Consider the following 13,303-nt stretch of genomic DNA (forward strand, 5'->3'; position numbering starts at 1 on the left):
ACCGTTTTACGGACTTCTGGTACGGTCTGATTCCAATCTTCCCTTTAGCTTTGTAGAGGGAGAAGCCAAGAAACTTAAGTTTTAGTGGGCTTCCAGTTTTGCTCTTTTCTCGGTTTACCTTAAGTTTGACATAGCCCCACTCTTTAAAAATTTGCGTATGAGTCGTATGATGGTTTCATCCTTTACTTGTTCCCTTACCATACCTATCAACAAGTCATGGTTCACAGTGTCAAAATATTTTGCTAGGTCTATGTCAACTGCATATTTGTAGCCCTGGGCGTAGTAATCTTTTGACCTTTTGATCGCTTGTTGGGCATTGCGGTTTGGTCTAAACCCAAAGCTATTATCAGAAAATGTTGGTTCAAATATTGGCTGTAGTATTTGCACTAGTGCCTGTTGGACCATGCGGTCCACGACTGTTGGGACTCCAAGAAGTCTTACCCCACCATCAGGTTTAGGTATTTCTACTCGTCTGACTGGATGGGGTTTGTACTTCCCACTTCTCAAACTCTCTAGAAATTCATCCTTGTTCTCTTTTAGATATGGCATTAACTCATCGACTGTCATCCCGTCAACACCTGCTGCACCTCTGTTTTGCTTTACTCTTTTGTAAGCTGAATTTAAATTTCCTGTGTGTAGTAATTTATCAAGTAAACTTTCTGCACCGTCTTCCTCGCTAGGTTCCAGTGAGTTAGTACTCCGCGCTCCCTTGGTACTCTCTGGTTCCACCATACCCTCGTAAGGGTAACCTGTTTTCACAGTTTTCTGCTCTCTTTACAGTATCTCACCTTCTCTCTAGTTTAAAAGACTACCATTGTTCGGTCCTTCCCGTATCCGGTACTATGACCTCGGCTGACTTCTTACGGTTCAACCGTGCATCACCGCACGATTTGTCGCTGTGGGTTGTTGGTTAAACCCTCTTGTCGGCACCCCCGTAAGACCTCCCCTGTTAAGAACGGTACCTTTCCTCTCATACATCTGCCACATTTACACCGTGGGGTTCGGGTGGTATTGGACTTTGTGTTGATATGCACACTCATCCACCCCACGTATGCCTTGTATGTGGTTTCTGTTCGCCAGACCGAGAGTTTGCATTAGGCTTCCTTCAGACTCCACCTCGCGATGGACGCCCTTGCCATCTGCTAACAGTTCCTACCACCAAGCCTGTAGCGGACTTTCACCGCCTAGACACCGCCCATGCAGGGCAAACAAAATAAAGGGCCTTATAAAAGGGCCCTTTTCATTGTCTTTATTGGTGGTTTTACACCAGTCCATTTTTCAAAAGATAAAACACCCTGATATAAAAGCATAGTTTTGCCATCCATAGTTTTAATATCAACTTCTTCAAGTGCCTTAAAGTATTTAGATAACATTTTTCCATACCTTATATCAATAAATATTTGACATGTATTCGAATTATTAATTAGGCTATCAATTATTCTAGGTGGTGGATCCACAGGTAATGTGTTAATAATAATATCAAAATTTGATATTATTCTAAAAACTTCATTTAATGGATATGACTTAATATTTTTCATTGTTACTTCTTCTAAGTCTTGAGTTAATAATTCTGCGTTCAATAATGTCCTATTAGCTATGGTCAAATCACACTCATAGTTTTTCATCAAAGAGTAACTAATTGCTCTAGCAGCTCCACCCGCTCCCAACAAAAGTATTTTTTCATTTTCAATGTTCAATTTATTTGCTATAAGAGCTCTTACAAACCCAAAACCATCAGTATTATCACCTATAAGTTCACCTTCATTATTTATAATAGTATTTACTGCACCAATAAAGTGGGCCTCATTTGTTAATCGATCTACAAAATCACAAACTTGTTTTTTAAAAGGAACTGTTATATTAGCTCCTCTAAAATCCATTGTTTTTATACCTGTAATAGCTTCTTCTAATTTTCTTTTATCTACTTCAAAAGCAAAGTAAAACCAATTCATTTTCAGTTCATCAAACGCTATATTATGCATTATTGGTGACAATGAATGCTTAACTGGATTTCCAAATAAAGCAACAATTTTTGGTTTAATTAGACTATTCTCTTCGTGCATATGTGTTCTCTCCTTTGTAGTATATACTTTTAGTTTTAGATCTCTTATGGTAGTATAACTTGCTTCCATAGAAGTATATAGTCCCAATACTAATCCATAAAATAATAGAGTTCAATACCATTGAATCCTCAATAAAAGTAAAAACAGCTAGACATAAAACCGCTATAATTGTAAATATTGACAAAAATATTAGAAGTACTGGTTTTAAGGTGAAAGGAGCTTCTTTTAATTTTTGAGGTTCAACTTTCAATATTTTTAACCCAGCACCAGCAACTAAAGCCATCCCAATTAATGTAACTAGAGAGTTAATTGCACCAAGATATAAAATTGACAAATCTAATAAAACTATAATTACTCCTAAAACATATATCAAAAAGAGAGAAATACCTGGCACATTATATTTGTTTTTATTAGCTAATATTTTAGGCATATATCCATCTTGGGACAAACTGGCTAACAAACGACTACTAGCAGCATAAATAGAATTAATTGGCATTATAACAGCAACAACACCGCTAATTTGAATAAAATAAAAAAAATCAGTAGGTAATATTTTATGAGCCGCTTGAGCTAGATTTGGTTCTTTATTAATAATGGTATCCCATCCAAGAGCTCCTGAAAAAACTAAAGTAGTAGATAAATATAAAAGTCCTATGATTATAGAAGCAATAATTATTGCTCGTGGAATATTTTTATCGGATTCTTCAATTTCATCACCAATTTCTGCTACAAAATACATACCTGTATAAGCAAAAAAGGCTGTTAATGCACCACCGAATATAGCTCCTATTCCTGCCTCTGTCATCGGAAAAAGATTATTAGCTTCAATTTCAGAAAATCCACCACCAGAAAACAGTACTAAACCCGAAATAACTATAGTAACCAAAATACTTTGAACTATTTGGGTAGTTCGAATACCTAGTAAATTTACAATAAAAAAAATAGTTAAAATAGTAGCTGCAATCAATCGGTTACTTAATCCAAGTGGATTTTGATAGTATTCAGTAAATCCACTTGCCATAAGTGCCAAACCATAAAAGGAAGTCAGGAATCGTAACCATCCCATTAAAAAACCAATCATTTCAGGATAAAACATTTTAGCATACCTATAAGTAGCTGCAGTGGTCGGATAAACAGCAGAAACTTGAGCATAACAAAATGAAGAGGTGGTAGCTATTAATAAAGCTATTAAATATGAAATTAATAATCCAGGTCCTACATTTACGGCGAGGGGACCAATAATAATGTAAATTCCTGCACCTACCACCGTTCCTACTATCATTATTACTGCACCAACTAAACTGATTTTTTGGTCATTTACTTGAGTAATCAAAATCACCTCTTTTCTTCTTTAACTAATCAAACTAAAAGAAAAAACTTTTTAAACAAGGAGTTACTTAGATCCTTTAAATATTAGACTCTAAAAAATAAAGACATTTTTTATAACTCAGGTAAATCATCTGATATTCTAGAGATAATAATATTTCTCTAACAACAGTTCATCAACGAATTAACTCCAGCTTTTATTAATCCTTCTTTAATTACCCAAAAACAAGTTGTATTCCTGATAACACATTTGCTGATATCAACACCAAAGGACCGTGAAACAGATTACAGCTATTCAAGCGTATTTTTGGTTCACTCTTAATTCTACTTGATACCCTGCTTCTTATAATCGATAATAGGGATATCAAAATTCATGCTCTTCATGCAACTTATCACCCATACTACTATCTTTTTCAAGTAATTTTCGATAACAAAAATATTTTCCTTTTACAAAAAGTGAACACTTACATTTAAGCAAGTGTTCTTTATTTATAGATATTCACTAATATCTATAACTTTACTATTATCTGATTCTTCCACGGTTTCATTTGTGTTTTCCCATTCAAAATAAAGTTTTACTATTATAGCATTTTCTTTAATTGTTAACCCCACATCATACAATCGATAGTTTTTAAGCTCTTTACGCTCTTCTCTAACCTTATTAATAAATATCTTTATTCTCTCAAAAAAATATTCTTCTTCTGCAATTTCACTCGGAGTATATGGAATTAATTCAGTAACCGAAATCTGATTTTGCACTTTTTTCCCTCCCCCGGTTTAGATTTTTTAAAAACCGGATATCTTGGGTTATAAATTACGATTGTTTTGTAATCTTCCTTAAAATAAGACGCTCAGCTGTTCTTAAAACTTTCGTACCTAAGAATTCTTTATCATCAATTGGAACAACTAAAACAGTAAACATACCCATTCTATTTCCTCCTAGTACATCTGTAAATACTTGATCTCCTATAACAGCAACTTCTTCAGGTGGAAGACCTAACTGGTTTAACGCACATTGAAACGACTTCCTTCGTGGTTTATTTGCATTTGGTATTGCAGGCAGCCCTACCTTCTCCGCAAAATTATAAACTCTACTATTCTTGTTATTAGATACTATAATTAGTTTAATATTTCTTTTCTTTGCTTCTCTTAACCAATTCTCAAGTTGTTCAGTTAATCTTTTATCTTTCCAAGCTATCAAAGTATTGTCTAGATCTGTAATTATTCCTTTAATTCCGTTATGTGATAATTTATCAAAATCTATACTAAATATAGATTCTAAATATAAATCCGGGTATAATAATTTCATTGATTTCACTCCAGTTCATATCAAATTATATATTTATCTTACTTTCATAATTTATTCACTATAGTCACCTTAATATCCTCCTAAGAAGAGAATCTATTCATGTATTTTTTTATTTTTTGTTGTTATTTTTTGCGCTTTCCCGGGAAATTACCTAAGTAAAAGAAGTACCTGACTTACAGGTACTTCTTTTACTTACGAATATCAAAAAAGTTGATTATCTTGTTTGTATTACTATCATTATCAGAGTCTTTTTTGAAATATAGTTTAACTAATAACCCATCATCATGTGGCTTAAAACCGACATCCTTTAATCTATAGTCTTTTAAATCCTCTCGTTCTTGTTTTACTTTTTCAATAAATGACTTTATCTGTACCATAAAATATTCTTCTTTTCCGATAAGCTCATCAGGATAATAAGGTATTAACTCAGTAACAGAGATATCATGTGTCACTATTTTCCCTCCCCGGGTCTCCTTTTTTTACCATAACATACCCGGAAACATATGGTATTATTCATCTGTTACTCCTGTTGACTAGATTCTAATAAATTTCCGATTTTATTTAGAACACGCTTTTCTATTCTAGATACATAAGAACGTGAGATTCCTAAGCTATTAGCCACTTCTTTTTGAGTCATACGAGCTTGATTAGTAAGTCCAAAGCGCCATTCTAATATTTTACGTTCTCTTGGTTTTAATGTTTTTATTATTTCTCTTAATTTATCTTTATCAAGAGTAAGTGTTACTTGATCTATAACAACATCTGCATCAGAACCTAAAATGTCAAATAAAGTTATTTCATTCCCTTCTTTATCTACCCCTATTGGGTCTTCTAAATGGGATTCTGTCCTTTTCTTTTTAGTAGCTCTAAAATGCATTAATATTTCATTTTCTATACACCTAGCTGCATAGGTTGCTAACCGGGTCCCCTTATTACTATTAAATGTATTAATTGCCTTTATTAAACCAATAGTTCCAATTGAGATCAGATCTTCTGTATCTTCTCCACTATTATTTTCATATTTTTTTATAACATGAGCAACAAGTCTTAAATTTCTTTCAATAAGAACTTCTCTAGCTCTCTCATCTCCTTGTTCTAAAAGTTTTAAATATTTTTTTTCGTCCTCTTTTGATAATGGTTTAGGAAATGAATTACTACTTATATACGAAACTAATAAAGAAATTTCTTTTAATATAATTGCTATCAAACTAACTATTGGTAACATTAAGTGGTACCACCTCCTAAAAAAGTAATAACTGGGGTACCACTTATTATATGGTCAAAATTCGATTTTGTGCCTGTCTTATCACTTTTATTTTAAATCTTTAAGTTTCAAGCTTGTATTTCTCTCTTCCCTGGATATATAAGTCATTACCATATATGTCATTAATTACTGTTACGGGAAATTGCTCCACTTCTAGCTTTCTAATAGCTTCAGTACCTAGATCTTTATATAAAATAATTTTAGAATGTTTGATTGTTTTCTTAAGATAAGCTCCAGCTCCTCCTACCGCTGCCATATAAACACCATTATATTTTTTTAAACCTTCTTTAACTTCCTGGGATCGATTTCCTTTACCAATAAAACCTTTTACACCTTGTTTTAATAAATGATTTGTATATAAATCCATCCGTCCACTAGTGGTTGGTCCTGCCGAGCCAATTACTTCTCCTGGTTTATTTTTGGTAGGTCCAACATAATAAATCATCTTTCCTTCTAAGTCTAAAGGTAACTCTCCATATTGTTCTAGATGATTTATCATACGTTTATGTGCTGCATCTCTAGCAGTTATTATAGTACCAGTGATTGCAATCTTATCACCTGCTTTAAGGTCTTGTAATTGTTCAGTACTAATAGGGGGGGTGATTTTTTTATATATCATCTTTTATCCTCCTTATTGTTAAATGTATCGAGTAGTATGTCGAGCAGTGTGACAATTGAGGTTAACAGCTATAGGTAAGCTAGCAATATGGCAAGAATATGTTAAGATATTAACATCAAGGGCAGTCATTCTGCCACCAAACCCTTGTGGACCAATGCCTAATTTGTTAATTTCATCTAGAAGTTCTTTTTCAAGCTCATGATTAGTCTGCCCTACAGGTTGTAATAAAGCTTTTTTAGCTAAATAAGCTGCGTATTCAAAATTACCACCAATACCTACTCCAACAATGATAGGTGGACAAGGATTAGCCCCTGCTTTTTCTATTGTCTCTATTACAAAATCTATAATCCCTTTTTTACCATCTGATGGTTTTAACATTGCTAATCTACTCATATTCTCGCTCCCGCCACCTTTAGGTGCTATTGTTATCTTAATCTTATCACCAGGAACTAATTCTGTATGTATAATGGGTGGTGTATTATCTTGAGTGTTAACTCTATTTAATGGATCTTTTACCATAGACTTTCGCAAATATCCCTGTTCATACCCTTGGCTTACTCCTTGATATACAGCTTTTTTAAGATCTCCTCCTACTAGATGTACATCTTGACCTATCTCTATAAAGACCACTGCTATTCCAGTATCTTGACAAAGAGGTGTTAGATCTTTTTTAGCATATTCGGCATTTTGAAGTAATTGATTAAATACCTCTTTACCAATCTTAGACTCTTCTATTTCTCGACCTTTTTTCAAAGCACATTGAAGATCATCATTTAAAGTTAAATTGCTCTCTATACACATTTCTTTTACCAGATTGGTTATTTGAGTTACATCTATCTCACGCAAAAAAACCACTCCTATCTAAAATATTAGTGAGAATTCACAAATCCACAGCTCATTTTCTTAATTTTCGATAAATTCTAAAATTTTATCCTTGTGACGATAGCTCTTTACATATTCGTTATATCGTACTAAACTCCTTTATACTATTTAAAAAAACAGTGATTATAATAACACTAATCTCATAAGTTAGATTAAAATGACCTTACCACCTCTATAACTGTCTTACTTTACAATAGTGGATAAATTCATTCATGTCAACTTAAAGGTAAAAGGTACCTTCTTAATTGACTCTATTTACTTATATATTTATATGGTACAATATTAAATAAAAACGAATATACTAATGTGAAAGTACTACAAAGGGGAGTTAGCTATGTTTTTATTTGAATTACTATTACTTCCAATTATAATATTTATTATCTTAAGTATATTGATTTTACCATTTCAATTTGCTTTTCATTCAATAATTAATATAATAACGGTACCAGCACAATTTATTAAGATAGCCTCAAATAAGAAATTACGTATCAATCATGCTCTTGAGCATTCTACAATAAATGTTTTAGAAAAAAAATACGGCTATAGAGGATTAGCCGGTTATGCAAAAGAAAATGGATTTGTAATTAGAGGAAAAGTCCACCCAACACATTTAGAAAATGCCGCTATTATTGGACTAGACAAACTAAACCAAGGTTATAACGAGTTAGCAATCCACAAACGTTGTGGTACTAGTATGTTAGCTGCTAATTTTACATCCGCGGTAATTTTTATATTATTACTATGGCAAACAGGTATGTTTTCAATCTTCAATATATTCGTAGCAATATTATTGTCTCAATTTGTCGGGCCCACTACAGGTAAAATCCTACAAAAGTTTATCACTACTTCTACTGATGTATCATATATTGACATTACAGGAATTGACTATAATGCAAATAATATAGTTGGTATTTTGGGATTCAACTTTAAAACTGCACCTAATGAATTCTTTGTTAGAACTCATAGAATTAATGAAATAGAAATAATGACCTAAAAAGTAGTTTTATTAATAGAATTGTTTTCCTTAATAGAGTTATTTTATGTCACACGCACCTTCACCGAGAAGCCTATGCTTTTTGGTGAAGGTGCGTTATTGTTTCCAATTTATAAGTACTTTGTATAACTTCCTTGATCATCAATACCATAATAAAACTTTTGAAAGTCTATTGAATAATTAAAATCATCTTGTTCTTTGTATTTCTGTCCTCTAATATCTAAATTATATATTAATAAAAGTTCTTCGTTAATATTTGATGCTTGAAGTAGTTGCATCCCAGAAGGTGCCCACACTCCACTTCCACCCCAAAAGTAAACATCACTAATTTCATGGCGCCCCACTGCATTAGCAGCTAAACTAAATATTTGATTATATGCAGCTTTGGAAGAATTCATCAAATTCCACAAAAACCCATAGTAATGGTCAGTTTTGATATTCATTTCCGGATATTCCCTACTAGCTTCAGAACGCCAATCAGCCATAGTAATAATTGCATCTACATCATTATCTATTGCATACTTCCGAGCTAACTCTACAAAATTTAAATCATAACAAATCAAAAATCCGAATCTACCCCATTTGGTGTCAATGATAAGCCTTTTATCAGAACCTCTATGAAAGTATCTCTGTTCTATAGGGGGAAGGAATATTTTAGTATAGATATACTTTTCATCATTTGGATCAATGTTTGCATTTAATATAAAAGTTGAGTTAAATAACTTATCATCTTGTGAGCGTACATTATTATAAAAAATATATTCTAACCCTAATCGATCGTCATGAAGACTATCTCTCACATTTTTTATCCAAGAAGCTATTTGACTATTTTCTCCCCGCATTAAATGGTCAAAAACTTCTTTTTCATTTTCAGTCTCCCAAACATATCCTGTTACACACAGTTCAGGGAAAATAAGAATATTAACATTTTTATCATGTGCTATCTGAATAATTTCCTCCATCTTATTTAAATTTCGTTCTATATCTGAAGCTAAATTGATATTAGCGAGTAATACATTTGGACAATTTTCATCTTTTGAAAAAGTTCTTTCAACAATTCTGAACTGCATGTGTCCATTCCCCCTTTTAAACCGTGATAGAAAACTTAATCACTATATTTAGCATCCAATTTTAGTTCATTATTTGTATAAGGTCAAACTAAAGAAGCTATTCATTTTATCGTAATCAAAAGCTGCCATAGCACAAGTACCACAATCCAATATTCTCAGCGATTAAGTATAAATTGCGACAAACATGACTAGCTTCTAAAAATAGATAACAATATCGTCTATCCATAGCGCCAAAACATTCATTTGAACAGCTGTGCAAATGAATGTCACGGCAGATTCCTAAACAAATTTTTGTCCTAAACAAGCATCAATAATATCATAAGTAGATATGTTTAAGTCTTTTAACTATTACCGCATGTTGACTAACTATATATCGATATACTCCTGTATTTAAATCAGAATCTTTATTGATCAATAAAAAAGTCTCAAATGCATGCCGCGTTCCTGCCGATGGCACATTTCTTCTGGTAGCTAATTTTGACGAAGACTTCTTTTTGATTCCTTGTGTATACCACAACAAACAAGATGATTTCTGTGAAATTATTAGTTGTGAGTGATATTTTCTAATACTTTTTCTTTTTTTAAGACTTCTATAAAACTCATATTTAAATCTTTTTTTAAACTTAGGAAGTTCTATTTAATTTGAACTTATAGAGCTTCTTTTCTATTGGTGGTTTTGGCCACCGAAGTCTTCACCACAGTCTTCTAATTTCTGATATTTGGTGTACTCTAAAAAATTTTGACCAATATTCTTCATTATTACACCCTTCTTTTCAGTGGTTGTTTTCTCAACAATCACAACACTATTCTATCATATTTAGGTATCAAATAAAAAAACAGTCTCGCTATAAATTAGGGATCAAATTTTTTAACTAAACTAAAATGTAACCCTTTTCCTATTTATAAATTTATGGATTACAGATATAATACTAAATGGTAATCATACTTTAATATAATTCTTAAGGGGAGGCTTTTTAATGTTTAGACCTGACTGTGGGTGGATAGAAACTATCCATTCATGTGCTATGTTTGCAGGAAAAACGCGTGAACTTTTGAGACGATTAGACCATTTGGGCTGGGCTAAAAGAGATTACATACTTTTTAAGCCCGTTACTGATAACAGGCATGAAAAAGATATAGCTAAATCACATAATGGTAATTCATTATCGGCTACTTCTGTATCTTGTTCCGAAGAAATAGTGAAAATAGTTAAAAATAAAAAATTAGATACAGTTGCGATTGATTAGGCTCAATTTTTCGATGAAAAAATTGTAGATATAGTACAATATCTAAGAGATCATGGATACTGGGTGATTATTGCTGGCTTATCTACTACCTCTGAGGGAAAGCCTTTTAACTCTATGCCATACTTACTAGCCATATCTGATCATATTACACCTATTTATGGAGTCTGTGCTGAATGTGGAAATATAGCGACAAAAACAGTAGCACTATTTCCTAAGTCTACTGATGTACAAGTAGGTGGAGAAGAAAAATATGAGCCTCGTTGTAATAAATGCTGGCAAAGAGAAAATAAAGTAATATAAAATTAGGTTCATAAGAGATAATAAGCTGCCTAAATATACAGACCTCATTACTTTTTGAGGTCTTTTTTAGAAAAGTTTCATTTCTTTGTAGTTTTTAATTTAAATAACTACAACTTACAAGGCAATAAATAATCTGCAGGATTTATTAAATAAATTTCTATTTAACTCAACTTTCGCAGTTAAAAAATCACACTACATCCCGATGATTATTGAAATTCTCCCGTGAAAAATAGCCCTATTGACACAAAAACACTTCTCTGTTTGATAAAATGGTGGTGATCGACCAAGAAAACCACTAAATCCCAAACAGAAAGGTGTGTGTAATTACTATGTTACAAACTCCCTGGCTGAAAAGCAGGAACATCAATATTTTACAAGATTTTTTTCTACTTTAAAAATTGGTCAGCATTTAAGAGACGCTTGAATTAAGAAAAATCATGGTTTGTCAGCTTTTGCGATTTTTCAAATAATATTTCAATTAAAAGTTTATCTCTAAAAGAGTTGTATGCTAAATTGGCGATCATTAGTTCTGCAATAGTAAAAACCAGTTGCGACATTCCAGTTAAGATAATATTTGTACAAAATCGCAACAAAAAACGAGAGTGGGTAGCTATATTAACGACAGATCTTAGTTTAGAAGACGAAGAAATAGTTCGTATTTACCGTAATAGCTGGAGTATTGAAACTTTTTTAAGTTCAAGGGCGTTCATTTGATTGTTTAATAAGTCATACTATTTTAGTTTTTACACGGTATCTAATCCTAGAATGGGAACGCCGAAATTCCAAAGATGATAGATCTTTTGGTAGCTTATTTTATTTGCTTTGTGATGAAGTTAGAGATATGGGTTTAAAAACTGCTATTCAAAGCCTAATGATCTTTGTTCTAAATATACTTTATGAGAAGCCAGCAGAAAAAAACAATCTGTATTTTTTCAACTCCAAGAGTAATTAATAGGTTCCCTAATTACATCAGGAGTTTATTGCCTAAATTGAGCTGCGAAAGTTGAGTATTTAATATAACCATGAAATTTTTTCAGGAGGCTATCTATGGGTAATTTGTCAGATGTTCAGATTGGACAAGAATTAAAAATAAATCCTGTCAATAATGATATTTATACAAAAACCTATCATTCTCAAATTTTAAATATTGGTAAACGAGAACTTAGAATTTCTATCCCTTATGTAAATGGGCGTCTTATCCCCTTGGGTGCAGGAACTCAAATTAAAGTTATAATAAATAGTGAAACTTTTGACTCAGAAGTTATATCTAGAGAACTTGGTCATGAAAAATCATTAATAATAGCTACACCCCATTCCATTTTTCGAGGTAATAGAGTTAATAATAAAACCAAAGTAATATCTATAACCAGTGGTAAAGGTGGTGTAGGAAAAAGTACTCTTTCAATAAATTTAGCAATAGCCATGTCTAAACTAGGAAAAAAAGTTTGTTTAATAGATGCTGACCTAGGTATGGCGAATATAGATGTATTATTGAAGATGACACCCAAAATGAATTTAACACATATCATCAATAACGAAGCAGAGAATATCTTTGATGTTATAGTAGAAGGTCCAGAAGGTGTATTAATTGTACCTGGTAGTTCAGGATGGCAAAACATTGCAAACTTAAAAGATAGACAATTTCAAAGACTGATAAAAGCTTTTAATGAACTTGAACAATATACTGACATTATATTGTTTGATACTGGTGCAGGTATTAATAATAACATAATAAATTTCCTGTTAGCTTCAGATGAAGTGCTGTTAGTAACAACACCAGAACCACATGCCATTACCGATGCATATGCTATGATAAAAGTTATAATGGAACAAAAGAAGGATTTAGGTGTAAAGTTAATTGTTAATAAAACTAGTACACCAAAAGAAGGGTCAAATGTTGGAAATAAGATCAGTTTTGCATCTAATAAGTTTTTGGGAGTTTCTATGGAATATTTGGGTTGTGTACAAGAAAATCAATCTTTTATCAAGTCCTCAAAAAATCAAACTCCTATCTTACAAAATCAACCAAACTCTAAAACAGCTAAAGAAATTAAGGACTTAGCCAGTTCTTTAATTGGAGAAAAAAACAAACCTTCTTCAGGAATGGTTGGGTTTATTAAAAAGTTAACCGGTTTGTTTAAAAAATAATAAACTTCTGTCATGAGAAAAACATCGTTATTACAGGAAGTTAAAATGTATGACACCTTTAGAGCACACAATAAAATCTGA

12 protein-coding genes and 2 pseudogenes are annotated in these 13,303 nt (G+C 32.2%); 4 read left to right on the forward strand and 10 right to left on the reverse strand.

Features of this window, described 5'->3' with window-relative positions; genetic code table 11:
• Nucleotides 1–114 precede the first annotated feature (114 nt).
• The 9 genes from CDO51_RS08440 to CDO51_RS08480 form a co-directional block, all read right to left on the reverse strand.
• The gene (locus CDO51_RS08440; RefSeq protein ID WP_205842174.1) at nucleotides 115–759 is read right to left on the reverse strand and encodes a reverse transcriptase domain-containing protein; all 645 of its coding nucleotides are present in this window, start codon (nucleotides 757–759) and stop codon (nucleotides 115–117) included.
• Between the two features lie 464 nt (nucleotides 760–1,223).
• Nucleotides 1,224–2,063 (reverse strand): shikimate dehydrogenase, encoded by an 840-nt coding sequence (aroE, locus tag CDO51_RS08445; protein ID WP_158212396.1) that lies wholly within the window; start codon nucleotides 2,061–2,063, stop codon nucleotides 1,224–1,226.
• A complete protein-coding gene (locus tag CDO51_RS08450; RefSeq protein ID WP_089023846.1) occupies nucleotides 2,047–3,396 on the reverse strand; it encodes an APC family permease in 1,350 nt (449 codons plus the stop codon). The genes aroE and CDO51_RS08450 overlap by 17 nt, the downstream gene beginning before the upstream one ends.
• Before the next feature lie 482 nt (nucleotides 3,397–3,878).
• Complete coding sequence (locus CDO51_RS08455) at nucleotides 3,879–4,148, reverse strand: hypothetical protein (protein WP_089023847.1); 270 nt, start codon at nucleotides 4,146–4,148, stop codon at nucleotides 3,879–3,881.
• Nucleotides 4,149–4,203: 55 nt separating this feature from the next.
• Nucleotides 4,204–4,698 carry a YqeG family HAD IIIA-type phosphatase gene (locus CDO51_RS08460; protein WP_089023848.1) on the reverse strand — a complete coding sequence of 165 codons (495 nt, stop codon included), beginning with the start codon at nucleotides 4,696–4,698 and terminating at the stop codon, nucleotides 4,204–4,206.
• A 188-nt stretch (nucleotides 4,699–4,886) separates the two neighbouring features.
• Entirely contained in the window at nucleotides 4,887–5,150 is a 264-nt protein-coding gene (locus CDO51_RS08465; protein WP_089023849.1) for a hypothetical protein, read from the reverse strand.
• Between the two features lie 68 nt (nucleotides 5,151–5,218).
• Nucleotides 5,219–5,923 carry an RNA polymerase sporulation sigma factor SigK gene (sigK, locus tag CDO51_RS08470; protein ID WP_089023850.1) on the reverse strand — a complete coding sequence of 235 codons (705 nt, stop codon included), beginning with the start codon at nucleotides 5,921–5,923 and terminating at the stop codon, nucleotides 5,219–5,221.
• 100 nt (nucleotides 5,924–6,023) lie between these two features.
• On the reverse strand, nucleotides 6,024–6,581 hold the full coding sequence (locus CDO51_RS08475) for a Fe-S-containing hydro-lyase (RefSeq protein WP_169710439.1): 558 nt from the start codon (nucleotides 6,579–6,581) through the stop codon (nucleotides 6,024–6,026).
• An 18-nt stretch (nucleotides 6,582–6,599) separates the two neighbouring features.
• Complete coding sequence (locus tag CDO51_RS08480; RefSeq protein WP_089023851.1) at nucleotides 6,600–7,427, reverse strand: fumarate hydratase; 828 nt, start codon at nucleotides 7,425–7,427, stop codon at nucleotides 6,600–6,602.
• A gap of 370 nt (nucleotides 7,428–7,797) precedes the next feature.
• Here CDO51_RS08480 and CDO51_RS08485 point away from each other — a divergent pair, with 370 nt between their 5' ends.
• Nucleotides 7,798–8,457: a DUF6391 domain-containing protein gene (locus CDO51_RS08485; RefSeq protein WP_089023852.1), complete on the forward strand. Its 660-nt coding sequence runs from the start codon at nucleotides 7,798–7,800 to the stop codon at nucleotides 8,455–8,457.
• Nucleotides 8,458–8,567: 110 nt separating this feature from the next.
• Here CDO51_RS08485 and CDO51_RS08490 read toward each other — a convergent pair whose 3' ends face one another.
• Nucleotides 8,568–9,527: a carbon-nitrogen hydrolase family protein gene (locus CDO51_RS08490; protein WP_089023853.1), complete on the reverse strand. Its 960-nt coding sequence runs from the start codon at nucleotides 9,525–9,527 to the stop codon at nucleotides 8,568–8,570.
• A 977-nt stretch (nucleotides 9,528–10,504) separates the two neighbouring features.
• On the opposite strand from CDO51_RS08490, the pseudogene CDO51_RS14705 reads away from it, so the two are divergent.
• From CDO51_RS14705 to CDO51_RS08500, 3 genes and pseudogenes are all read left to right on the forward strand, one after another.
• A pseudogene (locus CDO51_RS14705) lies at nucleotides 10,505–11,074 on the forward strand (thymidine kinase).
• Between the two features lie 480 nt (nucleotides 11,075–11,554).
• Nucleotides 11,555–12,081: pseudogene (locus tag CDO51_RS15395) on the forward strand (IS4 family transposase); the annotation flags it as partial.
• A 40-nt stretch (nucleotides 12,082–12,121) separates the two neighbouring features.
• Nucleotides 12,122–13,222 carry an AAA family ATPase gene (locus CDO51_RS08500; RefSeq protein ID WP_089023854.1) on the forward strand — a complete coding sequence of 367 codons (1,101 nt, stop codon included), beginning with the start codon at nucleotides 12,122–12,124 and terminating at the stop codon, nucleotides 13,220–13,222.
• The last annotated feature ends 81 nt before the right edge of the window (nucleotides 13,223–13,303 follow it).

It is taken from the genome of Natranaerobius trueperi (assembly GCF_002216005.1).
GTDB classification, from domain to species: Bacteria; Bacillota; Natranaerobiia; order Natranaerobiales; family Natranaerobiaceae; genus Natranaerobius_A; species Natranaerobius_A trueperi.

Coding starts and splice junctions, on each gene's coding strand:
- CDO51_RS08475 (WP_169710439.1), bottom strand. CDS start 6,581: ATGATATATAAAAAAATCACCCCCCCTATTAGTACTGAACAATTACAA.
- CDO51_RS08500 (WP_089023854.1), top strand. CDS start 12,122: ATGGGTAATTTGTCAGATGTTCAGATTGGACAAGAATTAAAAATAAAT.
- CDO51_RS08490 (WP_089023853.1), bottom strand. CDS start 9,527: ATGCAGTTCAGAATTGTTGAAAGAACTTTTTCAAAAGATGAAAATTGT.
- aroE (WP_158212396.1), bottom strand. CDS start 2,063: ATGCACGAAGAGAATAGTCTAATTAAACCAAAAATTGTTGCTTTATTT.
- CDO51_RS08485 (WP_089023852.1), top strand. CDS start 7,798: ATGTTTTTATTTGAATTACTATTACTTCCAATTATAATATTTATTATC.
- CDO51_RS08460 (WP_089023848.1), bottom strand. CDS start 4,698: ATGAAATTATTATACCCGGATTTATATTTAGAATCTATATTTAGTATA.
- sigK (WP_089023850.1), bottom strand. CDS start 5,923: ATGTTACCAATAGTTAGTTTGATAGCAATTATATTAAAAGAAATTTCT.